The organism is Lacisediminimonas sp., assembly GCF_030645335.1.
Classification (GTDB): Bacteria; Pseudomonadota; Gammaproteobacteria; order Burkholderiales; family Burkholderiaceae_D; genus Lacisediminimonas.
This window is the reverse complement of the sequence record NZ_JAUSNH010000052.1, coordinates 1-23,891: the sequence shown is the minus strand read 5'-3', so window position 1 is coordinate 23,891 and position 23,891 is coordinate 1. Positions and strand designations below refer to the sequence as shown.

22 protein-coding genes are annotated in these 23,891 nt (G+C 61.9%); 14 read left to right on the top strand and 8 right to left on the bottom strand.

The genetic code is table 11. The features are described from left to right. Positions 1 to 9 precede the first annotated feature (9 nt). Positions 10 to 168 carry a TAXI family TRAP transporter solute-binding subunit gene (locus Q7T64_RS04125; RefSeq protein WP_304791629.1) on the top strand — a complete coding sequence of 53 codons (159 nt, stop codon included), beginning with the start codon at positions 10 to 12 and terminating at the stop codon, positions 166 to 168. Positions 169 to 254: 86 nt separating this feature from the next. Beyond that, positions 255 to 2,294: a TRAP transporter fused permease subunit gene (locus Q7T64_RS04120; RefSeq protein WP_304791620.1), complete on the top strand. Its 2,040-nt coding sequence runs from the start codon at positions 255 to 257 to the stop codon at positions 2,292 to 2,294. Between the two features lie 242 nt (positions 2,295 to 2,536). Here the strand turns inward: Q7T64_RS04120 and Q7T64_RS04115 are convergent, their stop codons facing one another. Next, entirely contained in the window at positions 2,537 to 3,403 is an 867-nt protein-coding gene (locus Q7T64_RS04115) for an energy transducer TonB (protein WP_304791616.1), read from the bottom strand. A gap of 104 nt (positions 3,404 to 3,507) precedes the next feature. On the opposite strand from Q7T64_RS04115, the gene Q7T64_RS04110 reads away from it, so the two are divergent. From Q7T64_RS04110 to Q7T64_RS04095, 4 genes are read left to right on the top strand one after another with little or no spacing between them, the layout of a single operon-like run. Then, positions 3,508 to 4,170, top strand: coding sequence for a metalloregulator ArsR/SmtB family transcription factor (locus Q7T64_RS04110; RefSeq protein ID WP_304791612.1), 663 nt, complete (start codon positions 3,508 to 3,510; stop codon positions 4,168 to 4,170). 18 nt (positions 4,171 to 4,188) lie between these two features. Next, positions 4,189 to 4,644: a hypothetical protein gene (locus Q7T64_RS04105; RefSeq protein ID WP_304791609.1), complete on the top strand. Its 456-nt coding sequence runs from the start codon at positions 4,189 to 4,191 to the stop codon at positions 4,642 to 4,644. Then, positions 4,644 to 4,994 (top strand): DsrE/DsrF/TusD sulfur relay family protein, encoded by a 351-nt coding sequence (locus tag Q7T64_RS04100; protein WP_304791607.1) that lies wholly within the window; start codon positions 4,644 to 4,646, stop codon positions 4,992 to 4,994. Before Q7T64_RS04105 ends, Q7T64_RS04100 begins: the two co-directional genes overlap by 1 nt. 40 nt (positions 4,995 to 5,034) lie before the next feature. Beyond that, positions 5,035 to 6,345 carry an MFS transporter gene (locus Q7T64_RS04095; protein ID WP_304791604.1) on the top strand — a complete coding sequence of 437 codons (1,311 nt, stop codon included), beginning with the start codon at positions 5,035 to 5,037 and terminating at the stop codon, positions 6,343 to 6,345. A gap of 112 nt (positions 6,346 to 6,457) precedes the next feature. Here Q7T64_RS04095 and Q7T64_RS04090 read toward each other — a convergent pair whose 3' ends face one another. The 3 genes from Q7T64_RS04090 to Q7T64_RS04080 form a co-directional block, all read right to left on the bottom strand. Further along, positions 6,458 to 7,045, bottom strand: a complete 588-nt coding sequence (locus tag Q7T64_RS04090) for an NnrU family protein (protein ID WP_304791602.1) — start codon at positions 7,043 to 7,045, stop codon at positions 6,458 to 6,460. A 148-nt stretch (positions 7,046 to 7,193) separates the two neighbouring features. Continuing rightward, entirely contained in the window at positions 7,194 to 9,587 is a 2,394-nt protein-coding gene (locus Q7T64_RS04085) for an ATP-dependent DNA helicase (RefSeq protein ID WP_304791598.1), read from the bottom strand. A gap of 484 nt (positions 9,588 to 10,071) precedes the next feature. Continuing rightward, positions 10,072 to 10,344 (bottom strand): helix-turn-helix transcriptional regulator, encoded by a 273-nt coding sequence (locus tag Q7T64_RS04080; protein WP_304791595.1) that lies wholly within the window; start codon positions 10,342 to 10,344, stop codon positions 10,072 to 10,074. Positions 10,345 to 10,733: 389 nt separating this feature from the next. Between Q7T64_RS04080 and Q7T64_RS04075 the strand changes: the two genes are divergently transcribed. From Q7T64_RS04075 to Q7T64_RS04045, 7 genes are all read left to right on the top strand, one after another. After that, entirely contained in the window at positions 10,734 to 11,852 is a 1,119-nt protein-coding gene (locus tag Q7T64_RS04075) for a BMP family ABC transporter substrate-binding protein (RefSeq protein ID WP_304791591.1), read from the top strand. A 67-nt stretch (positions 11,853 to 11,919) separates the two neighbouring features. Continuing rightward, positions 11,920 to 13,056, top strand: a complete 1,137-nt coding sequence (locus tag Q7T64_RS04070; protein WP_370653248.1) for an ABC transporter permease — start codon at positions 11,920 to 11,922, stop codon at positions 13,054 to 13,056. Beyond that, positions 13,053 to 13,973, top strand: coding sequence for an ABC transporter permease (locus Q7T64_RS04065; protein WP_304791585.1), 921 nt, complete (start codon positions 13,053 to 13,055; stop codon positions 13,971 to 13,973). Before Q7T64_RS04070 ends, Q7T64_RS04065 begins: the two co-directional genes overlap by 4 nt. 10 nt (positions 13,974 to 13,983) lie before the next feature. After that, on the top strand, positions 13,984 to 14,718 hold the full coding sequence (locus tag Q7T64_RS04060; protein ID WP_304791582.1) for a cysteine hydrolase family protein: 735 nt from the start codon (positions 13,984 to 13,986) through the stop codon (positions 14,716 to 14,718). After that, positions 14,706 to 16,241: an ABC transporter ATP-binding protein gene (locus Q7T64_RS04055; protein WP_304791579.1), complete on the top strand. Its 1,536-nt coding sequence runs from the start codon at positions 14,706 to 14,708 to the stop codon at positions 16,239 to 16,241. The genes Q7T64_RS04060 and Q7T64_RS04055 overlap by 13 nt, the downstream gene beginning before the upstream one ends. A 53-nt stretch (positions 16,242 to 16,294) precedes the next feature. Then, entirely contained in the window at positions 16,295 to 16,978 is a 684-nt protein-coding gene (locus tag Q7T64_RS04050) for a cysteine hydrolase family protein (protein ID WP_304791626.1), read from the top strand. An 84-nt stretch (positions 16,979 to 17,062) separates the two neighbouring features. After that, positions 17,063 to 19,972 (top strand): FAD-binding and (Fe-S)-binding domain-containing protein, encoded by a 2,910-nt coding sequence (locus Q7T64_RS04045; protein ID WP_304791576.1) that lies wholly within the window; start codon positions 17,063 to 17,065, stop codon positions 19,970 to 19,972. A gap of 84 nt (positions 19,973 to 20,056) precedes the next feature. Here Q7T64_RS04045 and Q7T64_RS04040 read toward each other — a convergent pair whose 3' ends face one another. The 4 genes from Q7T64_RS04040 to Q7T64_RS04025 form a co-directional block, all read right to left on the bottom strand. Continuing rightward, positions 20,057 to 20,512: a type II toxin-antitoxin system VapC family toxin gene (locus Q7T64_RS04040; RefSeq protein WP_304791624.1), complete on the bottom strand. Its 456-nt coding sequence runs from the start codon at positions 20,510 to 20,512 to the stop codon at positions 20,057 to 20,059. A gap of 8 nt (positions 20,513 to 20,520) precedes the next feature. After that, entirely contained in the window at positions 20,521 to 20,730 is a 210-nt protein-coding gene (locus Q7T64_RS04035) for a DNA-binding protein (protein WP_304791573.1), read from the bottom strand. 151 nt (positions 20,731 to 20,881) lie between these two features. Then, positions 20,882 to 21,304: a nuclear transport factor 2 family protein gene (locus Q7T64_RS04030; RefSeq protein ID WP_304791571.1), complete on the bottom strand. Its 423-nt coding sequence runs from the start codon at positions 21,302 to 21,304 to the stop codon at positions 20,882 to 20,884. A gap of 47 nt (positions 21,305 to 21,351) precedes the next feature. Beyond that, entirely contained in the window at positions 21,352 to 22,317 is a 966-nt protein-coding gene (locus Q7T64_RS04025; protein WP_304791568.1) for a LysR family transcriptional regulator, read from the bottom strand. Between the two features lie 176 nt (positions 22,318 to 22,493). On the opposite strand from Q7T64_RS04025, the gene Q7T64_RS04020 reads away from it, so the two are divergent. After that, positions 22,494 to 23,753, top strand: coding sequence for a Rieske 2Fe-2S domain-containing protein (locus Q7T64_RS04020; protein ID WP_304791565.1), 1,260 nt, complete (start codon positions 22,494 to 22,496; stop codon positions 23,751 to 23,753). Positions 23,754 to 23,891 lie beyond the last annotated feature (138 nt).

Genomic DNA, 23,891 nt, shown 5'->3' with positions numbered 1-23,891 from the left:
GCCTACAACATCGTCAAGACCATCTTCGAAAAGAAGAGCGACATCGTTGCGGTGCACAAGGAAGCCGAGAACTTCAAGCTGGAAAACCAGAAAACCTCCGCTTCGCCAGTGCCATATCACCCAGGTGCAGCAAAGTACTTCGCAGAAAAGGGAATCAAGGTCAACTGACCGATTCCCGGCAAGCCAGCCCCGCCCTCCCGGCGGGGTTTTGTTTATGGGGCAGCGATAGCCCCACGCTTTCAGGATGAGACAACATGAGTGAACAGGTCCAGGTGAATGACAAGGACAAGGACGGCATCGTCAGCGAAGAAGCGCTGAGGAGAGCCGAACAATTCATCGAAGAAGAAGAAGGCGCCGCCAACAAGATGGGCGGCTGGCTGGGAGGTTTCCTGGTGCTGGGCGCTGTCCTGATGTCGCTGTTCCATTTATGGGCGGCCTACGACATCGTGCCGACCCAGACACTGCGTCCGGTCCACGTTGCATTCGTGCTGTTCCTGACCTTTCTGATGTTCCCGATTTCAAAGCGTTTTCGTCACCGCATCATGTGGTGGGACTGGATTGCCGCGCTGGTATCTGTGGCGACCATCGTCTACCTGCTGATGGGCGGCGACGACCTGTTCGACCGCAACACCAGCCCGACCATGACCGACATCGTGTTCGGTGTCGCCCTGATCTTGCTGATCATGGAAGCGATGCGGCGCACCAATGGCTGGGTCATGCCGCTGGTGACGACTTGCTTCCTGCTGTATGCGCTGCTGGGCGCCTACCTGCCGCATCCGTGGACCCACAAGGGCTACGAAATCGGCCGCCTGGTCGGGCAGATGTACATGACCCTCGAAGGCATCTTCGGCACCGCGGTGGACGTCTCCTCCTCGCTGATCATCCTGTTCACGATATTCGGCGCCTTCCTGCAGTTTTCCAATGCCGGCAAGTTCTATATCGACTTTTCCTTCTCGGCGATGGGCGGCAAGCCAACCGGCGCCGGACGCACGGTGGTGCTGGCGTCGTTCCTGCTCGGCGGCCCATCCGGTTCCGGTGTGGCCACCACGGTGACGCTGGGCTCGGTCGCCTGGCCCATGCTGGCCAAGGTCGGCTATGAACGCAACGCCGCCGGCGGCCTGCTGTCGGCCGGCGGACTGGGCGCCATCATCTCGCCGCCGGTGCTGGGCGCTGCCGCTTTCCTGATTGCGGAATTCCTGAAGATTTCCTATCTGGATGTGCTGCTGATGGCAATCATCCCGACCGGCCTGTTCTATCTCGCGCTGTTCCTGATGGTCGAGATCGACGCACGCAAATACGGCATGCATGAAGCGGTCTTCGACAAGGTTGAATCGGTCGGCGTTCTGGCGCGCAAATACTGGTTCCATTTCCTGTCGCTGATCTCGATCGTGGTCTTCATGATGTGGGGCTTTTCACCGGTGCTGTCGGTGTTCTGGGCGACGGTGGTTTCGCTGCTCACCAGCTTCCTGCGGGCAGATACCACGCTGATTTCGCCGGCTGAATTGCGCGAAAAAGGCATTATCAAGGGAATCGCACAATCCAAGCTGGTCAAGGCGCTGGCTGGCGGTTCGGTTGGCGTGCTGAACGTTGCCGCTACCTGTGCCGGCGCTGGCCTGATCGTCGGCGTCGTCACGCTGACTGGCCTGGGCCTGAAGTTTTCCGGCATCGTGATCGACTACGCCGGCGGCGACCTGCTGCTGACCGCCGTCTTCACCGCGCTGGTGGTATGGATCGTCGGCCTGGCCGTGCCGGTCACGGCGTCCTACATCATCTGCGCCGTGATCGCCGCGCCCGCCCTGATCAAGCTGGGCGTACCGGACTACGCAGCCCACATGTTCATCTTCTACTACGCCGTGCTGTCCGAAGTGTCGCCGCCGACCGCGCTGTCGCCGTTCGCCGCCGCCGCCATCACCGGTGGCGACCCGTACAAGACGACGCTGCAATGCTGGAAGTACACCGTGCCCGCCTTCCTGGTGCCGTTCATGTTCGTGCTCGATCCAAGCGGACTGGGACTGTTGCTGATGGGCTCGACCAAGGCACTGGCCACGGCCAACTGGTGGATGATTGCCGAGGTCACGTTCACCGCTGCGGTCGGCGTAGCCGCGCTGGCTGCCGGCTTCCAGGGTTGGATGCTGGTCAAGACCACGATGATCGAACGCGCGATGCTGCTCATCGCCGGTTTCGCGCTGGTCTATCCATCGCTGGTTTCCGACGCCATCGGCTTCGGACTGGTGATCCTTGCCGTATTCATCCAGGTGATCCGCAGCCGGCGCCTGGCCGCTTTGCGAACCTGATGCAGGCCGCGCTGCAGCGCTGCTGCAGCGCCCAATGAAAGCGCCGGAAAATTTGCGAGCCGGTCGGTTAGCGTTTTGCTACCCGACCGGCTTTTGTCCTTTCGATCGGTTCCAGAAAGGTCTCCACTTCGAGCGTTGTCAAAACTCAGGGGCAGGCCGGGCACAAGGTACCGGCCCCCGACCCTGCGTCAAGGCGCTACTCACATGAGTTCGCCGTGATGTGCAAAACCAGCGATCCGCCGTCAGCGTCCAGGCTTGCCCGATCCCCATTGATCCATGAGCCGCTGGTCACGTGCACTTTCGGCTTCGATCGAATCCTGAGGCAGTTGTCTGAGGCACTCCACCATCTCCTGGGGGTCCAGTTTCTCAACGGACTTCGGTTCAATTCGCAACTGCGGTGATTTCCCATCCCAGGCAAATGGGTTACGGAAGCTTGGCGGGTCAGGAAGACAGTCGTCTTTGTATATGGGAGGTCCGTCCGATGCAAAAGGTGTGAACGAGATCGTCCTCTCAAAGATCAAAGGTTTGCCGGTCGGTGTCGGTGGCAACGGCGGCATGTTTTCTATGGCTTTGCGCGCTAGTTGCTCGGCAACGGTGGATGTGGTCCACAGTGTTTCCAGCTTTGCCAATGTTCCATCAGGCGCGACTTCCACCCGAAACCGTACAACGCCTTGATTTGGCCCTTCGACTGCGGCGCCCATCATGCTGCGGACCTGCTGACCCCAACTGTAGCGGTAAGCCTTGCTGTTCTTGAGCGTGTATTTGGCAGCAAAGGCCCATTCTTCGGCTGTTGGGGCAGACGGCGCTGCCATGGATACCGGCTGACGTTGGGTGACGGGCGTTGTTTCTGGGCTGTCTTTCGGTGCCTGGATTGAGGGGGCCGCCGCGGGGGCTGGGACTTGTGCTGATGGTGGGTTGGCAGGTACAGGAAGATTCTTCTCGGGAGGGGGCTGCAAGACCTCCATGTAGACAATCATCTCGTCTGCTTTCGGTACATCTGGCTTGCCGGAGAACTTGAACTGGTAGTTGCTGGCAAGTACAAGCACCGTAGCGTGTAAGGCCACGGAGAAAAAAACAGCGAAGAGGTGCTTGTTACTGTTGTATTGCATGGGCCGCCGATTCCTCCGTCCGAGATCGCTCTGGTTTCGGGCCGAGGCTGACTGGATTTATGCCCAGCTGTTTGCTACACTCTAACCATCGTTAGAATATTATCATGAACAATCGACAGATCAAAGATTTGCTCTACGAGCAGGTGGCGCGTATCGGTAAAGCAGTTTCCAGCCCCAAGCGGCTGGAATTGCTTGAGTTGCTCGCCCAGAGTGAGAGGTCAGTGGAGCAACTGGCCGGCGAACTCTCGATTGACATCAAGTTGGCCAGTGCCCACCTGAGGGCTTTACGGGAGGCGCGGCTGGTCACGTCTCGCAAGGAAGGCAAGTTTGTCATCTACCGACTCACGGGCGACGATGTGGCAGGTTTGTGGGTCACGCTAAGAGAGGTTGCGCAGGAGCACCTCGTTGAGCTGCGTGTGGCGCTCGATCAGATGGTGGCGGAACCCTCGAAGCTGTTGACGGTGGATCGCGAGACCTTGCTCAAACGTGCCAAGCGCGGGGAGGTACTGGTTATCGATGTGCGACCACAGGAGGAATACGAAAAAGCTCACCTGCCGTTTGCTCGCTCCATGCCAGTTCAGGAAATTGCAAGCCGCCTGGCTGAATTGCCCAAAAACAAAGACATCGTGGCGTACTGCCGTGGACCCTTTTGCCTGTTTTCTGAAGAGGCCTATCGGCTCTTGAGCAGCAAGGGCTATCGGGTGCAAAAGCTGCTCGATGGTGTAAGCGAGTGGCAGGCCGCTGGCATGCCATTGGCCGAGACCTGATTTTCAAAGGAGATGACCGTGAAATCCAGACTCATCAAGATGTCGGGCATAGCCTCGCTGTGCTTGGCTGCCGCTGGCGTGTGGGCGGCAGGCGCAGTATCCATGAATGTGCCTGGCTCAACGGATGCCGCAGGTCGCAGGGTATTGACCTTCATCGCAAAGGATCCACCGGGCGTGCGCTGCAACGGCAACCTGCAAGTAGCAGCCGAACTAGCCAACACATATCGGGTGCCGATCCAGCTGATCCCGTCCAGCCTGGCACCTGATTTACCGGCACCTTCGGTGTTCTATGGCAATCAGATGCTGGCCGCTGACGGCCGGGACCATAACGGTGCCGTGTCCTTCCAGATGGTAAGCGACGTGCTCGATGTCGAGGACGTGCCCAGGCAAGCCAAAGAAGGCCTGCTGTTCAATAACAACGTTCGTCGCAACTTGGACGGGCTGAAGGATTCGATAAGGAGCGGAGGCAAGTGATGTCCCAAGTACTTTTCATCGTCAACGATGCGCCCTATGGGAGTGAACGGGCTTATAACGCCCTGCGACTGGCAGGCGTGCTGTCGGCCAAAGAAGAGGTGCAGGTGCGTCTGTTTTTGATGGCTGATGCCGTGGCCTGTGCCAAGGCTGGTCAGAAGGTGCCGGAGGGTTACTACAACGTGCAACTGATGCTGGGCAAGGTGCTGCGCAAAGGTGAAGTGGCGCTTTGCGGAACCTGCATGGATGCACGGGGATTGAGGGATGAAGAGCTGGTTGAAGGCGCCCGCCGGTCCACCCTGGCGCAACTTGCCGACTGGACTGCTGAAGCCGACAAAGTGCTGGTGTTCTGAAAGGGAAAAAGATGTTTTTCATACAATCGGCCTGATGCCCATGGATTACCAACACGGCATTCGAGCCAACTTGCAGCAGTTTCTGCACCAACTGTTGCAGGTGCTGTTGGTGGGGCTGACCATTGGCATGATGCGCACCGTGGTTCCAGCGCTGGCCGAGTCAGAGTTCGGCGTGCCCAAGACTTCATTCCTGTTGCTGACCTCATTCGTCATTGCTTTTGGCGTGGTCAAGGGAGTGATGAATTTCATGGCCGGGAGATTGTCTGAGCGCATCGGACGCAAGCGTGTGCTGCTGCTGGGCTGGCTGATGGCCGTACCCATTCCGTTCATGGTCTGGTATGCCCCAAACTGGAATTGGGTGGTCGCAGCCACAGTGTTGCTGGGCGTGAATCAAGGCTTGACCTGGTCGATGACGCAGACCTCCAAACTCGACATCACGCGCATGCAGGAGCGTGGCCTCACAATGGGGCTCAATGAGTTTGCGGGTTACGTGGGGGTAGCGCTGGCGGGCATCATCACTGCCTGGCTTGCGACCGTGCTGGGAGCGCGACAAGGGCTTTTGGTGTTTGGACTCGTCGTGATCTTGAGCGCCCTCGTCCTTACTCAAGTGTGGGTGCGAGAGACCCTGCCCTGGGCCAAGGCCGAGGCAGCACGTCATGCAACAGGTACAAGCCAAAGCACGGCGTTACCGCGTTACCCGCGCAACATTTCCAGCGCACCGAGCACCTGGGAGGTGTTTGCGCTCATGAGCTGGCGTGATCACCGGCTCTTTGCCCTGAGCCAGGCTGGACTGGTGGAGAAATTCGTCGATGCGCTGGTCTGGGTGTTCTATCCCGTGTATCTATACCAAAAGGGATTGAGCCTGACGCAGGTGGGTTCGGTCATTGGCGTGTATGGCCTTACATGGGGTGCCTCTCAGTTATTCACCGGTCGTTTGTCTGACCACATTGGGCGCCATCGGCCAAACGTATGGGGCATGTGGATATGCGGAGCCGGTGTGGCCCTCATGATGATGGGCCAGGGGGTGCTCTGGTGGTCCTTGTCTGCTGCTTTGTCGGGGCTTGGCATGGCACTGCTGTATCCCAATCTCTCAGCAGCCGTAGCAGATATCTCTCATCCGAACTGGCGCGGATCGGCCATTGGTATCTACCGTTTCTGGCGCGACCTGGGTTACGGCATTGGGGCACTGGGTCTGGGGCTGGCTGCGCACTTCACGGGCCAGGTCGAGGCCGCCTTCTGGTTCGTCGCTCTTTCAATGCTCGCATCAGGTGCCATTTTGTGGTGGATGGGCGAAGAGACACACCCTCGTTTGAATCCGGATCAATCTGATTCACCGCCATCTGCATCTTAAGAATATACGCCCCCCCAGACGTCGCCGAAACCTTGGAGATTTGGCCATCGGCCATGCGTTTATCTGCAATGCCTGGCGTGCGCCCATGACAGCGTGACTAGCCCCACCGTTTTCAACCTCGCATGGCAAACGGCGCCACACCGATCAGCAAGCGGTGCAGCCAGAATGCAAACACGGCCCAGCCGATTCCGCCAAGCACCACCGTAACCAGGGTGGCCATTGTCGTCCCCGGTGCATAGACCGTGGCGTCACGGGCGTCACGTTGTCGCGCCGCCCGGAATGCCAGCACCACCCAAGCCAGGAATGCGCAGGAAAGTACCACGCTGGCCAGCCGCCCGTTGGTCAGCAAGTGGGCAAACGCCCAGAGCTTGACGGCGATCATCATCGGATGATGCAAGCGGGCCTTGATGCCGTTGCGCGGCACGTAAGCCGCCGCCAGCAAGATGAATGCGACCAGCAACAGCAAGGATGCGATATGCCGCAGGAAAACCGGTGGCGTCCACAGCACCACCGGATCGGCGCGCGCCATGCCGAAACCCCAGACGATCAAGCCAAAGCCGAGCAAGGACAGCAAGGAGTAAGCGCCTTTCCATGCCATCGGGCCCATGCGTGCGCGCTGGGCGGTGCGCCAGTCGTCGGCGACGATACGGATGGAATGCACGCCCAGGAAAATCACCAGGCCAAGGATCAGGATGGTCATTGTTTTTGCTCCGGTTCAGGTTATGGCGATTTGGATGCAGCAGAGTACATCGGCGCAGTTGCCGCGGCCACTAGACTAGCATCAAGTCCGGCAAGACACGCGCGCCCGATGATCCGGCGGCGCTTGCCGAGCGCATGCTGTCTTGCACTTAACGCGTTTCATCATCGGGCAAATCCGCCATCCGCATCACGCGCGGTTGCCACCATTGCGGAAACAGCGCACGCGCATCGCGCCGGGCATAGCGGTCATCCACCAGGTACAGCACGCCGCGATCGGTTTCCGAGCGGATCACCCTGCCCGCAGCTTGCACCACTTTCTGCAAGCCGGGAAAGAAGTAGGTGTAGTCGTAGCCAAGGCCAGCGCCAAAACGCGTCTCCATGCGTGCGCAAACCTGCTGGTTGACCGGGTTCACCTGCGGCAATCCGAGAGTGGCGATGAATGCACCGACCAACCTGGTGCCCGGCAGGTCCACGCCTTCGGCAAAAACGCCGCCGAGCACGGCAAAACCCAGGCCCCTGCCGCCCGCTTCAAAACGGGACAGGAATGCCGATCGCGCAGCTTCATCCATCTGGCGCGACTGCTCCCAAACCGGTATCGCCGGATGCCGGGTGCGCAACAGGGCCAATGCCTTTTGCAGGTAGTCAAAGCTGCTGAAAAACGCCAGGTAGTTGCCGGGGGCGCGTGAAAACTGTTCGCCGATCAGGCCGACTATCGGCTCCAGCGACGCCTCACGGTCGGCATACCGGGTCGACACGTCCGACACGATGCGCACCGTCAGTTGCTCGGGCCTGAACGCTGGCGGTACGTCGATCCAGATAGTGTCGCCCGGCAGGCCGAGCAGGTCGGCATAGTAGCGCCAGGGCGAGAGCGTGGCAGAGAACAGCACGCTGGCATGCGCGGCCTGCATCCTGGCGCGCAGGAAAGGCGCGGGAACCAGATTGCGGATGCAAATGACCGAGCGATCGGCATTGCGCGCTCCCGCCTGCCTGGTCAGGTCGAACATCGAATGCTCGTCGAATGTTTCGCCCAGCCGGGTGAAATGCAGCGCGTCGAAATAGAAGCGCTGCATGTCGGCGCTCAATGCATCGGGCTGCTCTCCCATCAGGTCGATGATCACCGATACCGCCTGCTGCAGCGCCAGCAACAACTTCTCCGGCAGCTTGCAAACGACATAGTCCGCCTCGGCAGCGCACGTGAGCGCCGACCATTGCCGCGCGACCCGCGCCAGCGCCTTCTTCACCGGCGGCGCGGCGTCACGGCGGGCCAGGTAAAGGCTGCCCGGATCAAGTTCTGCGCTGTACATCTTGCGCGCGCGCTCGACCAGGTTATGCGCCTCATCCACCAGCACCGCCACCCGCCAGTCGGCGTTGACCGTCATCGCATGCAGCATCGCGCTCTGGTCGAAGAAATAGTTATAGTCGCCGACCACGACATCGCTCCAGCGCGCCATTTCCTGGCCCAGGTAATACGGGCATACCTGGTGCGACAGCGCGATTGCGCGCAGCGTTTGCTGGTCCAGGTTGGCCGACGCGGCAGCAGCGTCACGCCGCGCTGCCGGAAGGCGGTCATAGAATCCCCGTGCCAACACACAGGATTCACCGTGACACGCCTTGTCCGGATGTTCGCAAGCCTTGTCGCGGGCGACCAGTTCCAGTACGCGCAAGGGCAACAAAGCCACAACTTGCTGTCCTTGCGCTGCTTGCGGCCCTTGCCCTGGTTTCTCTGACGGCTCCACTTGCGCAAGCTGCTTGACTTGTTGCAGCGCGGCCAGCGTCAGCGCCCGGCCAGAGGTCTTGGCCGACAGGCAAAACAACTTGTCGAGTCCCTGCCCCGGCATCGCCTTGAGCATCGGGAATACAGTGCCGATGGTCTTGCCGATGCCGGTCGGCGCCTGTGCCAACAGGGTGCGGCCGCCCACCGCCGTCTTGTAGACAGCCTCGGCAAGCAGGCGCTGCCCAGCGCGGAATTCACCGTGCGGAAAGCGCAGCGACAGCAGCGCCGCATCGCGTGCAAGCCGATGCCGCTGTTCCTGCTGCGCCCAGTACAGGAAGCGCTGGCACTGGTCCTCGAACATCTGCTGCAGCACCGGCGCCGAATGCAGTTCGAGCAGCACCGTTTCCTTGCGGGTGAGGATATCGAAATAGACCAGCGCGATCCGGATCTCCTGCAGGCCGAGTTTCTGGCACAGCAGCCAGCCATAGACCCGCGCCTGCGCCCAATGCAATTGGCGCTGGTTGGCGGGCATGCGCTCGAGGTCGCCACGATGCGTCTTGATTTCTTCAAGCTGCTTGCGCTCGGGGTCATAGCCATCGGCGCGGCCACGCACGCGCAGATTGCGGTATTGGCCTTCGAGCGTGATTTCGCTCTGGTAGCCCGCGCCGCGGCGGGCGCGCACGGCGACATGGCCGAGCATGCCTTCGAGTGCCGAAGGCGCTGGCGTGAAGCGCAGGTCAAGATCGCCCTGGCGTGCGGTGAAATCGCACAGCGTGCGTACCGCAACGCTGGTGTCCACGGCTGGCCCGGGCAGGCAGGGATCAGACATCGGAAAGTAATGCAGGAATCAGGGGAGACTGCCGAAAAAACCAAGGGGGCGAACCGGGCAAACTATACACCGGGTCGGGCAGCGCACTCGTATCCGGCAGGGAAGCGACTGGGCCTTGCGTGTCGCGCCTGGCCACCTGCTGGTCAAGCCGTGGAAGCCGCAGACAATCCGGGCTAGAGAATTGGCTTTTTAATGGGCTTTTAATGGATACATCACTCAACAATCGGCTAACGAACATGCCATCTCAACACTCTTCCTAATTGTTATGTCGTTTAGCCATGATTTGCATAAAGTGAGGGCAGCCTCTCGTGCTCCTTGGCAAGTTCGATTGGTTAGCGGGCCGCTACATTCCCCAAGTCCCGGCGGCCCGCGCATGCTGCTTTCGTTTCCTGCCTTTCGTATCCCGCCTTTCGTGTCCTGCCTGCTGGTGCGTGAGCCCCCTCCTCGCATTTTCATCGCCCGGTTTCTGATCACCTCGACCAGTTCAATTTGCTTCCCGACCGCCCGAGCACCGGCGACCGGTCTTGACTGCCTCGATCACTTGCTCCGGATCAATGCCGAGCAGGAACGCTATCCGTTCGCAATTGTCCAGCCCCGGCCAGCGGCTGCCGCTGCGATAGTGCGACAGCGTGGATGGCGCAATGCCGATCAGGCGCGCCAGATCCTCGTCGCGCTCGCATTGCCGTACACGCTTCAAGTGGTCGAGCATGTCGCGCAGGACTGGCCGGACAAGCACACTGTTTTCGCTGGTCATCATGCAGGCCAGTGTAGGTCGCCTCGGGCGAGGGACTTCTATACAGATCAATCCCGTTAACAACATGCATGAGTGCTTACCATTTGCTTACATCTGAAGCGCCTTGACCCGGCTCCCAGGCGGTGTCCGGCAAGGCCAGGCCCGTTTTCAAGTCGCGGCGGGCTATGGCTGGGCGCCCTGAGATCAATCAGGCGGCAGATCCGCTACGGTGCACACTGCGCCACGGCGGTGCGCAAGGCAGCCCGCCCAGGCCGAGCGCACCCGCATTTCCCCCGATTCACCCCGCCTTCCCGTCAGGAAATAGCTGGCCTCAAACTTGCATACAAGATGGGACACAAGCTTGAAATGCATCAAACGGACACCTCACTTACCTCACCTTGCGGGAGCGCTGCATGACTACAAAGCACTGGAATCGACGTGACTGGATCAAGAGCGCTGGTGCGCTGGGCGCCGGACTGACGACGGCTGTGCACGCGCCCTGGGCGCTGGCGCAATCGACCATGACGGTGGGCTTCATCTATGTCGGTGCGCGCGACGATTTCGGCTACAACCAGGCGCATGCGCAAGCCGCAGCGCAGGTCAAGGCCATGGCCGGCGTCAAGGTAGTGGAAGAAGAAAGCGTGCCGGAGACGCAAGCCGTGCAAAAAAGCATGCAGGGCATGATTTCGCAGGATGGCGCCAAGTTGTTGTTCCCGACATCATTCGGCTACTTCAATCCGCATGTGCTGGCCCTGGCGGCCAAGAATCCCGGCGTGCGCTTTGCTCACTGCGGCGGCCTGTGGACCGAAGGCAAGCACCCGGCCAACGCCGGCAGCTTCTTTGGCTATATCGACGAAGCGCAATACCTCAACGGCGTGGTGGCAGGCCACATGAGCAAGAGCAAGAAGCTCGGCTTCATCGCCGCCAAGCCGATCCCGCAAGTGCTGCGCAACATCAATGCATTCACCATGGGCGCCCGCTCGGTCAATCCGAAGATCACGACCGCAGTCATCTTTACCGGCGACTGGTCCTTGCCGGTCAAGGAAGCCGAAGCAACCAATAGCCTGGCCGACCAGGGCGTGGACGTTTTCACGATGCACGTCGACGGTCCGAAAGTGATTGTCGAAACCGCAGCCAGGCGCGGCAAGATGGTGTGCGGCTATCACGCCAGCCAGGCCAAGCTGGCGCCCCAGGCTTACCTGACCGGCGCTGAATGGAACTGGGTCACGGCCTACAAGCAAATCATCGACGCGGCAAAGGCTGGCAAGCCACATCCGAATTTCATTCGCGGCGGCCTGAAGGACGGCTTCGTCAAGACCTCGGCCTATGGCCCTGCGGTGTCGGAAGCGGCCCGCAAGAATGCGGATGCGATCAAGGCAAAAATGCTGAAAGGCGGCTTCGACATCTTTGCCGGCGAACTCAAGGACAACGCCGGCAAGGTCGTGATCGCCAAGGGCAAGAGCTACACCCAGACCGCGATCGAACTGGAAAACATGAACTATCTGGTGGAAGGCGTGATCGGCAAGGTCTGATGACGCCTTGCCGCCATGAGGCCCGCACTCTAACCGCCACCGGAGCACTGCCATGAACCGCGCCCTGCTGCAGGATGCCGTCGAAGCAATGGCCTTGCCCCTGCTGTCGCTGGCCGGTGCGCTGCTGCTGTTCGGCGCCTTCGTCGCGCTCGACGGACATAGTGCGCCGGAAGTGTGGCGGCTGCTGTTCGTCGGCGCTTTCGGCGACAGCTTCGCCCTGCAAAACACGCTGCAACGCGCCGCGCCGCTGATGCTCACTGCACTGGCGGTGGCGCTGCCGGCGCAAGCCGGGCTCACCATCATCGGCGGCGAAGGTGCGCTGGTGGTCGGCGGCCTGGCCTGCGCCGCCCTGCCCTACCTGATGCCGGTGCCGCCTGGCTGGGCCGGCACCTTGATGGTGCTGCTGGCATCGGCGCTGTGTGGCGGTGCATGGATCGGGCTTGCCGGCGCGCTGCGCCAGTATCGCGGCGTCAATGAAACCATCAGCAGCCTGTTGCTCGGTTACCTGGCCCTAGAACTGTTCAAGCATTTCGTTGAAGGACCGATGCGCGATCCGGCCAGCCTGAACAAGCCATCCACCTTGCCGCTCGACGCCACGCTGCGTATCGGCAGCATCGGCGGCTACGACGTGCATTGGGGGCTGGCCTGGGGCGTGGGCCTGTGCATATTGGCCGGCTTCTGGCTGCTCGCCACCACGCATGGCCTGGCCACCCGCGTCGTGGGCGGCAATCCGCGCACTGCCAGGCTGGTCGGCTTGCCGGTGAACCGGCTGGTGATGTCGGCCTGCCTGCTCGGCGGCGCGGCAGCCGGGCTGGCCGGCGGCATTGAAGTCGCCGCCGTCCACACCGCCGCCAATGCCTCCCTGATAGCCGGCCTTGGCTATGCCGGCATCCTGGTCAGCTTCGTTGCCCGGCACCAGCCGCTGGCCATCATTCCGGTGGCCATCCTGTTCGGCGGCTTTGGCGCTGCCGGCAGCCTGTTGCAGCGGCGGCTGGGCATGCCCGACGCGTCGGTACAGGTGCTGCTGGGGTTCGCCTTCGTGATCATCCTGGCCAGCGAGGCGCTGCGTGGGCGGCTATTCCTGTTGAAGGGAAAATCAAGCGCGCCAGCGCCCGCTGTGCCTGCAGCGGGCGCTGTTGCCACCGCTGTTGCCACAGTCCCGGCCGCGGCGACCCCTACTAACGCGCAAGGACAATCCGCATGACCTTTGACGAAGTGCTTGCACTGCTGGCTGCCATCATCGGCGGCGCGACCCGCATCGGCACGCCCTTCCTGTTCGTCAGCCTGGGCGAATGCCTGACTGAAAAGGCCGGCCGCATCAACCTTGGCCTGGAAGGGGTGCTGGTGTTTTCCGCGATGGCCGGATTCGGTGGCGCTTACCTCTCCGGCTCGCCCTGGGTCGGCGTGGCGGCGGCCGCGCTGGCCGGCGGCATACTGGCGCTGCTGCACGGGCTGCTGTGCTCGATGATGCGGGTCAATGATGTGGCGATGGGAATCGCCATCATGCTGCTCGGCGTGGGCCTGGCGTTCTATCTCGGCAAGTCGCTGATCCAGCCACAAGCGCCGCAAATACCGCCGCTGGCGCTGGGCTGGTGGAGCGGCTCGTCGCAATGGCAGGCCGCATTGCGCATCAATCCCCTGTTCCCGGCCGGCGTGCTGCTGGCCGGCCTGATGGCCTGGTTCTTCGCCCATACCGGCTGGGGCATGAAAGTACGCATGGTCGGCGATTGCGCCGATGCGGCACGCGCCATCGGCACCTCGGTCACGCTGGTACGGGTGGCCGCCACCGCCGCCGGCGGCATGATCGCCGGACTGGGCGGCGCGTCCTTGTCGCTGTACTACCCCGGCAGCTGGAGCGAAGGCCTGTCCAGCGGCCAGGGCCTGATCGCGGTGGCGCTGGTGATCTTTGCGCGCTGGAGTCCGGTACGCTGCCTGGGTACTGCCATGCTGTTTGGCGGCGCCGGTGCAATCGGCCCGGCGCTGCAATCAGTGGGCATCAGCAGCGGCTATTACCTGTTCAATGCGCTGCCCTATGCGCTGACCTTGCTGATCCTGGTGCTGACCTGCGTGCCCAACCGGACCATCCCGGGCTCGCCGTCTGAGCTGTTCGCACCCCGCTGAAGGAACCCACATGCCCACCATTGCCTCCACTCCCTATCCGTGGCCCTTCGACGGTGACCTGCGCGCGGAAAATACCGCGCTCGTCATCATCGACATGCAGACTGATTTTTGCGGCGTTGGCGGCTATGTCGACACGATGGGCTATGACTTGTCGTTGACACGCGCACCGATCGCACCGATCCGCGCCGTGCTGGCGCTGGCGCGCCGCTGCGGCATGCACGTGATCCACACCCGCGAAGGCCACCGCAGCGACCTGTCCGACCTGCCGCCCAACAAGCGCTGGCGTTCGCAGCGCATTGGCGCAGGCATTGGCGACCCGGGGCCTTGCGGGCGCATCCTGGTGCGCGGCGAGCCGGGCTGGGAAATCATTCCCGAGCTGGCGCCACTGCCGGACGAGCCGGTGATCGACAAGCCCGGCAAGGGATCCTTTTGCGCGACCGACCTGGAATTGCTGTTGCGTGTGCGCGGCATACGCAACCTGATCCTGACCGGCATTACCACCGACGTCTGCGTCCACACCACGATGCGCGAAGCCAATGATCGCGGCTTTGAATGCGTGCTGCTGGCAGACTGCACCGGCGCCACCGATGCCGGCAACCACCTGGCTGCGCTGAAAATGGTGGAAATGCAGGGCGGCGTGTTTGGCGCAGTCTCCGATTCCTCCGCGATCATGGCGGCGCTGCTGGCGCTGTGCCCGACCGCGGGCAGCAACAGTTTCGGCCCGGGCGAGCCATGTCCGCGCTGACGCTGGAAACCCTGGCGCTCTCCAAGCGCTTCGGCGCTTTCACTGCGCTCGATGCGGTCTCGCTGGTGGTGCGTCCCGGCACCGTCCATGCACTGCTGGGCGAGAACGGCGCGGGCAAGAGCACGCTGGTCAAGGCCATCGTCGGCTACCACCGCGCCGATGATGGCGCGATCATGATCGACGGGCGTGAACGCGAGATCGGCTCGCCATCGCAAGCGCGCGCGCTGGGCATTGGCATGGTGTACCAGCATTTCACTGTCGTGCCCGGCATGACAGTCGCAGAAAACCTGCTGCTGGCGCGCGGCAAGCTGCCGACCGTGATCGACTGGAAGTCAGTGCGCTCGACACTGTCGGAATTCATGCAGACCACGCCGTTCCGGCTCGACCTCGACGCCACCCCGGCCGACCTGTCGGCCGGCGAAAAACAGAAGCTGGAAATCCTCAAGCAATTGCTGCTGCAGCCGCGCCTGCTGATCCTGGATGAACCCACATCGGTATTGACGCCGCAGGAGGCCGACGAAGTGCTGGGTGCATTGCGTGAACGCGCCCATGCCGGGCATTGCTCGATCGTGATGATCACCCACAAGTTCCGCGAAGTAAGCGCCTATGCCGACGACGTCAGCGTACTGCGGCGCGGTCAGCTCGTTGCCAGCATGGCCGTGGCCGGCACCAGCACCGATCAACTGGCGCAGGCCATGATCGGCGCAGGCCGCAGCGCCCAGCCTGCGCTGGCGCGCCATGCGGCCGCACCCGGCCCCGAACGCCTGCAGATCGAAGACCTGGTGGTGGCCGGCGATCGTGGCGAACTCGCCGTGCGCGGCATCGACCTCCAGGTGCGCGCTGGCGAAATCGTGGGTGTTGCCGGTGTTGCCGGCAACGGCCAACGCGAGCTGATGCAAGCCCTGACCGGCCAACGTGCGCGTAGCGCTGGCAGCGTCACGGTCAGCGGCCAGCCGTTTTACGCCAGCCGCCGGCAGAACCGTGTGCTGAAGGTACGCAGCCTGCCGGAGGAGCCGCTGCAAAACGCCTGTGTCGGTGCGCTGTCGGTGTCGCACAACATGGGCCTGCGGCAGTTCGACGAGGCGCCGTTTGCGCGCGCCGGCCTGGTCCGCTGGAGCCTGCTGCGGCAACGCGCCCGCGAATGGATTGCCAGCTATGGCGTCAAGACCCAAAGTGAGCGCGCGGCGATCCGCACGCTGTCGGGCGGCAACGTGCAGCGCGCCGTGCTGGCACGCGAACTATCGGGCGACGCCGATCTGCTGCTGGTCAGCAATCCGGTGTTCGGGCTGGATTTTGGCGCTGTCGCCGAGATCCATGCCCGCTTGCTGCAGGCACGCGACCGTGGTGCTGCGGTCTTGCTGGTGAGCGAAGACCTGGATGAATTGCTATTGCTGTCAGACCGCATTGTCGTGGTCAGTGAAGGCCGGATCGTGTTTGAAGTGCCCGCGCACCAGGCAAACCGACGCCAGCTGGGCGCCTACATGGGTGGCCTGTCGCATGCAGCGGAAAAAGAGGCGGCATAGCCATGCAGTATCAGACTGCAAATGAAACTATCAACATCAACGACGACATGAGCATGGTAATGGTCAGGATTGCGGCACAGCCGTTTGCATTTGCACTGGAATTCAGGAAAGCAGCGTTGGTGATCATCGACATGCAACGCGATTTTGTCGAGCCTGGCGGCTTTGGCGAGACGCTGGGGAATGATGTTTCCCTGCTGCAGTGCGTGGTGCCGGTGGCGCGCGATGTCTTGCTGGCATGGCGTGGTGCGGGTGGGCTGGTGGTGCATACGCGGGAGTCGCATTTGCCCGACTTGTCGGACTGCCCGCCGGCCAAGCGCTTGCGCGGCAATCCGACGCTGCGCATCGGCGATAGCGGACCGATGGGGCGCATTCTTGTTCGCGGTGAGGCGGGCAACCAGATCGTGCCGGAGCTGGCGCCGGTGGCGGGCGAGATCGTGATCGACAAGCCTGGCAAGGGGGCGTTCCATGGGACTGAGCTGCACCGCTTGCTGGCTGAACGGGGCATCACACAGCTGGTTTTCATGGGGGTGACGACCGAAGTCTGTGTGCAAACGTCAATGCGCGAGGCCAATGATCGTGGCTATGATTGTCTGTTGGTGGAGGATGGGACGGGGAGTTACTTTCCGGAATTCAAGGCGGCGACGCTGGCCATGATTACGGCGCAGGGGGGGATTGTCGGGTGGACGGCCATGGCCGGGGCGGTGATTGATGCTGCGGATCGGTGTCGGGTGGATTGACATGTACCCGTCATAGCCCCACCCCCGCCATTAGTGCACAATGCCGGTTCCCATTGCACCCAGCCAAAGAAACAGGAACCCATCATGGGCACCATGCACCCCCCAACCGTTTTCGACCAGCCACTCACGCTTGACGCCCAGCGACTGGCAACAGACCTGGCAAAAGCAATCGAAGGCGAAGTCCGGTTCGACGGCGGCAGCCGCTCCCTGTACGCAACAGACGCCTCCAACTACCGTCAGGTACCGATCGGCGTTGTCATCCCGCGCACCATCGACGACATCGTCAAGACGCTGGAAATCTGCCGCCGCCACCAGGCCCCGGTACTGGCGCGCGGCGGCGGCACCTCGCTGTGCGGACAGACCTGCAACGTCGCCGTCGTCATCGATACCTCGAAATACCTGAATCGGGTACTGTCAGTTGACCCCGAACGGCGACTGGCGCGAGTGGAACCGGGCGTGGTGTGCGACGTGCTGCGCCACGCCGCCGAACAGCACAAGCTGACCTTCGGCCCCGACCCCGCCACGCATAGCCGCTGCACACTGGGCGGCATGATCGGCAACAACTCCTGCGGCGCGCATTCCGTCATGGCCGGCAAGACGGTCGACAATATCGAACGGCTGGAAATCCTGACTTACGACGGCCTGCGCATGTGGGTCGGCCCGACTTCCGAAGAAGAGCTGCAGCAGATCATCGCCGAAGGCGGCCGCCGCGGCGAAATCTACGCCGGCCTGAAAGCCTTGCGCGACCGCTACGCCGACCTCGTGCGGGAAAAATTCCCCGACATCCGCCGCCGCGTCTCCGGCTACAACCTGGACGAACTGCTGCCGGAAAACGGCTTCAATGTGGCCCGCGCACTGGTCGGCACGGAAGGCACCTGCGCGATGATCCTGCAAGCCGAGACCCGGCTGGTGGACAGCCCGCCGGTGCGGGTGCTGGCCGTGCTCAGCTATGAAGACATTTACCTGGCCGCAGACCAGACCCCAGACATCCTCCCGTTCGGCAATATCTGCCTGGAAGGCCTGGACAACAGCATGATCAACGACATGCGGCGCAAGAATGTGCAGATGGGCGACATCGACTACCTGCCGGAGGGCAACGCCTGGCTGCTGGTTGAATTCGGCGGCGACACGCTGGCCGAAGCAGAAGCCAAAGCGCGCGCCCTGATGCAGGCCCAGGCGCCGCATACGGTTGCGCAAGCGATCTACCTTGACCGCGCGGTGCAGAACCGCGTGTGGGCCATCCGTGAAGCCGGCTCGTCGGCACGCAATGCCGTGCCCGGCCAACCTGAAACCTACGCCGGCTGGGAAGACGCCGCCGTCGATCCCAAGCGGCTGGGCAACTACCTGCGCGACTACCGCAAGCTGCTCGACAAGTTTGGCTATGACGCCTCGTTGTACGGACACTTCGGCGACGGCTGCATACACGGCCGCGTCACGTTCGACGTCAGCACTGCCGACAAGGTCAGCCACTGGCGCGCATTCCTGTTCGAGGCCGCGCACCTGGTGGTCGACTACGGCGGCTCGCTGTCCGGCGAACACGGCGACGGCCAGGCGCGCGCCGAGCTGCTGCCCATCATGTTCGGTGACGAAATGATGGACGCGTTCCGGCAGTTCAAGCGCATCTGGGACCCGGCCAACCTGATGAATCCCGGCAAAGTGATCGACGCCTATCCCTTGCATGCCAACCTGCGCATCGGACCGGAATACCGGCCGGTCGAACTCAAGCCGCTGAATTTTTCATTCCGCAACGACGCCGGCAGTTTCCTCAAAGCCGCGCAACGCTGTGTCGGCGCCGGCAAGTGCCGCCGGGTGGAAGGCGGCGCCATGTGCCCCAGCTATCGCGCCAGCGGCGAGGAAAGGGATTCCACCCGCGGCCGTTCGCGATTGCTGTTTGAAATGCTCAATAACGATTCGCCGATGGCGCATGACTGGCGCAACGAGGATGTGAAAGAAGCGCTCGACACCTGCCTGTCCTGCAAGAGCTGCAAGGGCGAATGTCCGGTGTCGGTCGACATGGCGACCTACAAGGCGGAATTCCTGTCGCATTACTACGAAGGCCGCCAGCGTCCGCGCCAGCATTTCCTGGTCGGGCGCATCAACCAGTGGGCCAGGCTGGGCGCGCTGATGCCGGCGCTGACCAATTTCTTCACGCAGACGCCCGGCATTTCCACCCTGGTCAAGAAAGTGGCCGGCGTGGCGGTGCAACGGCAGTTGCCGGTGTTTGCCAGCCAGACCTTTCGCAGCTGGTTCAAGCGCCGCCCGGCAAGTGCCGGCGCCGCGCGCGGGGCGACCCGGGTCTTGCTGTGGCCGGACACGTTCAACAATCATTTCCATCCCGAAGTCGCCCGTGCCGCGGTCGAGGTGCTGGAACATGCCGGCTACACCGTCACGATCCCGCGCCAGCACCTGTGCTGCGGCCGGCCGCTGTACGACTTCGGCATGCTGGACCAGGCCCGTGCGCAATTCGTCGAGATCATGTCTGCGCTGCGCGAGGAGATACTCGCCGGCGTGCCCCTGATCGGACTGGAACCGAGCTGCCTGGCGGCGTTCCGCGATGAGTTGCTGAACCTGTTCCCGAACGATGAACTGGCGCAAAAACTATCGGCGCAATCCTTCATGCTGAGTGAATTCCTCGACCAGCAAGGCTATCAACCGCCAGCCATGACCGGCAAGGTGCTGATGCACCATCATTGCCATCACAAGGCTGTGATCGGGGCCGACGCCGAAGCGGCCCTGCTGAAGAAAGCCGGCATGCAAGTCGAGGTGCTGGACTCAGGCTGTTGCGGCATGGCCGGATCGTTCGGCTTCGATCCCGAGCATATCGATGCCTCCATGCGTATCGGCGAAAAAGTCCTGTTGCCTGCGGTGCGCCGGGCCGCGGCGAGCACGCAGGTCGTGACCAATGGCTTCAGTTGCCGCGAGCAGGTACATCAAGGTGCGCAGCGGCAGACGCGGCATTTGGCCGAAGTGCTGAGGGATGGGTTGGGGAAGTAGGCTGACCCGGCCGGCAGCGGGTCAGGTGGTGCAGGGCAATGGCGGTGTCTGATGGTCGGCCCGGCATTGCCTGGTGAATGCCGGTCAGTCTGCGCCCGGGCTTGCCACAGAGGCCATCGGGTTCACTACCTGCAACTGGTAGAAACCTCTGAACGCAACGCCCCGGTCGCCGGTGACAACCGTCATTCCGCGCACCATGGCCATGGCAGCAATCTGCTTGTCGATCGTATGCGGGTCGCCCTTTTCTCCGCTCAGCAATACCCCCCACATTCGGGCGCTTTCCCGATCGAAATCGATAATGCGCCCGGCGAATTCATCCCGCAATGTATCGAGCCATTGCTCGTAGGCGAATGCGGCAGGGTGATCCTTGCGGCGGCGCAGCTTCTGGATTCCGGACTGTATCTCGCCGATCACCTGAACCGGCACAAACAGACTGGCGTCATCCACGGACTCAAAAAAAAGCCTGACGCCAGGATGCGCCCTTGGCCCTTTTCGAAAATCGCTCAGGATATTGGTGTCCAGCAAATAGAGCGTCGTCATCAACGACCTTAACGTACGTCGAATAAATCGTCGTCATCGAAATAGGGCATTGAGGCCAACACCTCCTTGAAAGGCGTTGGTTTGGGCTGCTCATCAGCCAGCGCTTTGCGCAGAATTTCCCTGTGTTCAGCCTCTGCGCTGCGGCCATGTGCGGCGGCGGTGCGCTTGAGTTGCAGAACCAGAGCTTCGTCCACCTCGCGCACCAGAAGTTGTGCCATAAAGATGCTCCAGAATAAGCAGTGCTATCATTGCTATCAAATCTATCTGATCGGAACACAAAATGCAAGCGTTGGCGCTATGGTTCCGCGATTGATGCCTGGGCCGGGCTTGACGCCGGGATGACAGGCACATAAAGCCCGCTTGCCCGACCTAATCCTGCGGCATGCTATGCCACCAGATCGCGCACTTCTTGCACAGGCCAGCCTCGAAACTGGCCTGCAACACACCATCGAGGATCATCCGCGGCAGTGGCTGGCCTGGCGTCCTGGCGACCAGGCTGGTGCCGGTGGAGCGGGCCCATATCTGGAACAGCTCTTCAGATGCGACCTGGTAGGTGACGCGCCAGTGGGCAATGCCGCCGGCCGGCGACGACGACAGCACTTCATAGCGCAGCGCGATGTCTTCCTGCAGCTTGACCCGTTGCCAGTAGTCTTCAAGCTGGGCCCGCCCTTTCTGCACCGCAAAGGGCGTGTTGTGGTACTGGCCGTCGGCGCTGAACAGGGCTGAAAAAGCCGTTTCGTCGCGCCCTTCCCATGCCGCCTTGTAGCCCTGCATGAACTGCTTGATGTCCATCGTCTGCTCCCCTCGATTGCATTTGGTGAAAATTGTCCGGCCAGCACTCAGGCCTTCGCCGACCGGGCCGCTGCCGGCTTGCGTCGCTTGCCATTGCGATCGTACCCGCGTTGGCGGATGACGTCGAAACACGACATGATGATCTCGCGCAGCCACTGATTGGCCGGGTCGAGCTGTACGCTGCGATGCCAGTAAAGATTGACCTGGAATGTGGGCGGCACGAATGGCAGGCGCACCTGCCGGATATCCGGTTGAAAAACGAAAAAATCCGCCAGTGCCTGCGGCACCACGGAAATCGCGCTGCTGCCGGCGACGATCACCGGCACGCTCATGAAGTGCGGCGTGCGCAAGACGACATGGCGCTGCACCTGGTTCTGCTTCAGGAATATCTCGAACACTTCCTGGCTGCGGGCCGGCGCCTCCACCACCACATGGCCGAGTTCGCCGAACTGTTTCATGGTCAGCTGTTCCGTCACCTCCGGATGGTCGCGCCGCACCAGGCAGGCAAAGGAATGCAGGCCGATGCGGCGCTGGAAAAACTGGCCGCCCTTGATGTCGGGGAAATAGCCGATTGCCAGGTCCACCCGGCCGGCCGCCATTTCCTCTTCCAGTTGCCTGGGCGGCATGAATACAGACTTCAGCGACACCCCGGGCGCGGTTTCCTGGATATTGCGCACGGCAAACGGCAAATAGATGCCTTCGCCGATATCCGACAGCGCGATCTTGAATTCCCGGGTCGAACTGGCCGGCACGAAGTCGGGCGCAACCAGCAGATCCGAATTGATGGAATGGACGATGGCGCGGATCGGCGCCACCAGCGCCCGCGCCCTGCTGGTTGGCTCCATGCCACGCGCCGTCTTGACGAACAGCGGATCGTTGAGCGTGCGCCGCAAGCGGGCCAGCGCGGTGCTCAGCCCGGGCTGGCTCATGCCCAGCGCCGCCGCCGCTTCGCCGACGTTGCGCCGTTCATGGATGGCCAGGAATACCTGCAGCAGGTGAAGATCGAGATTCATTTTTCATTATCGCAAATTGAGATAACCAGTATCAATCTTATCTGATTGCGAAATAAAGAAGCAAACCTTATAGTCGCCCCGCTGTTGCAAATCCCGTGCATCGCGGGTTGGCCGGAGGCACCGGCAGCGCCCAGGTTGGCGCAGGTGCCAAATACAGACATGATCAAAAGGACAGTATGAACGCAAGGATTTTCCCGGTTGCGGCCGAGCCGCTGGTCGAATGGCCGGCAGAAGGCGTGGCCCGCGTGCCATTCCAGGTTTTCTCCGACCAGGCCGTGTACCAGCAAGAGCAGGAAAAGATTTTCCGCGGACCGGTATGGAACTACCTGTGCCTGGAAGTCGAAATCGCCAATTCCGGCGACGTGCGCACTTCATGGGTCGGCGATACGCCGATCATCGTGACGCGCGACGAGCAAGGCAAGATCCACGCAATGGTCAATCGTTGCGCGCACAAGGGCGCGCTGGTCTCGCTGAAAGACCGCGACAACGTGCCCTCGCTGACTTGCGTGTACCACGCATGGAATTACAAGCTCGACGGCACATTGAACTCGGCCGCGTTCCGCAACGGCATCCGCGGCAAGGGCGGCATGCCGGACGACTTCGACACCAGCAAGCATCGCTTGCAGCCGCTGCGCGTGGCGACATTCTCGGGCATCGTGTTCGGCACATTCTCGGAAGAGACGCCGCCGCTGGAAGAGTTCCTGGGCGAGCCGATCATGAAATTCCTGGCGCGCAACATGGATCATCCGCTGCAGATCCTGGGCACCCACAGCCAGATCATCCACAACAACTGGAAGCTGTATGCAGAGAACGTGCGCGACTCGTACCACGCCACGTTGCTGCACACTTTCTATACGACCTTCAAGGTCAACCGCCTGGACATGGACGGCGGCATCGTCCTGTCGGACAAGAAATGGCACCACATCAGCTACGCCAAGCGCGCCACGCTGGAAGTCGCTGACGAATACAAGACCGAACAGATTCACTCGGCCTCGTACAACTCCGCGCTGGCCGGACCGGAATTGCTGGACGCCTGGGATGGCTTTGACGACAACATCACGCACAGCATCCAGACCGTATTCCCGAATTTCGTGTCGCAGCTGACGCTGAACTCGCTGGCAGTGCGCTTCTTCGTGCCGCGCGGTGTCGACAAGACCGAGCTGTACTGGATCTTCCTCGGCTACAAGACCGACACGCCGGAACAGACCAAGATGCGCGTCATGCAGGGCAACCTGACCGGCGCTGCCGGCCTGGTCGCGCTGGAAGACGGCTGCATCAATTCATTCGTCCAGCGCGGCACCAGGTCGAGCCCGGACGTCGCATCATTCATCGAGATGGGCGGCAAGGTGGCGGAGTCCAACGAGTCGTCGCGCGCAACCGAAGCCTCCGTGCGCGGGTTCTGGCACGGCTACCGCGAAATAATGGGGTTCAAATGAACATGGCAATCAAGGCAGAAAACATCACCCGTCGCCAGGGTGTCACGCATGAAGTGCAGCATCGGCTGGAAGAATTCCTGAGCGACTACTGCCATATGCTCGACGACGACAGGCTGGAGCAATGGCCGGCTTATTTCG

Coding starts and splice junctions, on each gene's coding strand:
- Q7T64_RS04065 (WP_304791585.1), top strand. CDS start 13,053: ATGACCTTTGACGAAGTGCTTGCACTGCTGGCTGCCATCATCGGCGGC.
- Q7T64_RS04100 (WP_304791607.1), top strand. CDS start 4,644: ATGTCCCAAGTACTTTTCATCGTCAACGATGCGCCCTATGGGAGTGAA.
- Q7T64_RS04080 (WP_304791595.1), bottom strand. CDS start 10,344: ATGATGACCAGCGAAAACAGTGTGCTTGTCCGGCCAGTCCTGCGCGAC.
- Q7T64_RS04095 (WP_304791604.1), top strand. CDS start 5,035: ATGGATTACCAACACGGCATTCGAGCCAACTTGCAGCAGTTTCTGCAC.
- Q7T64_RS04110 (WP_304791612.1), top strand. CDS start 3,508: ATGAACAATCGACAGATCAAAGATTTGCTCTACGAGCAGGTGGCGCGT.
- Q7T64_RS04055 (WP_304791579.1), top strand. CDS start 14,706: ATGTCCGCGCTGACGCTGGAAACCCTGGCGCTCTCCAAGCGCTTCGGC.
- Q7T64_RS04030 (WP_304791571.1), bottom strand. CDS start 21,304: ATGGACATCAAGCAGTTCATGCAGGGCTACAAGGCGGCATGGGAAGGG.
- Q7T64_RS04075 (WP_304791591.1), top strand. CDS start 10,734: ATGACTACAAAGCACTGGAATCGACGTGACTGGATCAAGAGCGCTGGT.
- Q7T64_RS04090 (WP_304791602.1), bottom strand. CDS start 7,045: ATGACCATCCTGATCCTTGGCCTGGTGATTTTCCTGGGCGTGCATTCC.
- Q7T64_RS04020 (WP_304791565.1), top strand. CDS start 22,494: ATGAACGCAAGGATTTTCCCGGTTGCGGCCGAGCCGCTGGTCGAATGG.
- Q7T64_RS04115 (WP_304791616.1), bottom strand. CDS start 3,403: ATGCAATACAACAGTAACAAGCACCTCTTCGCTGTTTTTTTCTCCGTG.
- Q7T64_RS04050 (WP_304791626.1), top strand. CDS start 16,295: ATGGTAATGGTCAGGATTGCGGCACAGCCGTTTGCATTTGCACTGGAA.
- Q7T64_RS04060 (WP_304791582.1), top strand. CDS start 13,984: ATGCCCACCATTGCCTCCACTCCCTATCCGTGGCCCTTCGACGGTGAC.
- Q7T64_RS04120 (WP_304791620.1), top strand. CDS start 255: ATGAGTGAACAGGTCCAGGTGAATGACAAGGACAAGGACGGCATCGTC.
- Q7T64_RS04045 (WP_304791576.1), top strand. CDS start 17,063: ATGGGCACCATGCACCCCCCAACCGTTTTCGACCAGCCACTCACGCTT.
- Q7T64_RS04085 (WP_304791598.1), bottom strand. CDS start 9,587: ATGTCTGATCCCTGCCTGCCCGGGCCAGCCGTGGACACCAGCGTTGCG.
- Q7T64_RS04025 (WP_304791568.1), bottom strand. CDS start 22,317: ATGAATCTCGATCTTCACCTGCTGCAGGTATTCCTGGCCATCCATGAA.
- Q7T64_RS04040 (WP_304791624.1), bottom strand. CDS start 20,512: ATGACGACGCTCTATTTGCTGGACACCAATATCCTGAGCGATTTTCGA.
- Q7T64_RS04035 (WP_304791573.1), bottom strand. CDS start 20,730: ATGGCACAACTTCTGGTGCGCGAGGTGGACGAAGCTCTGGTTCTGCAA.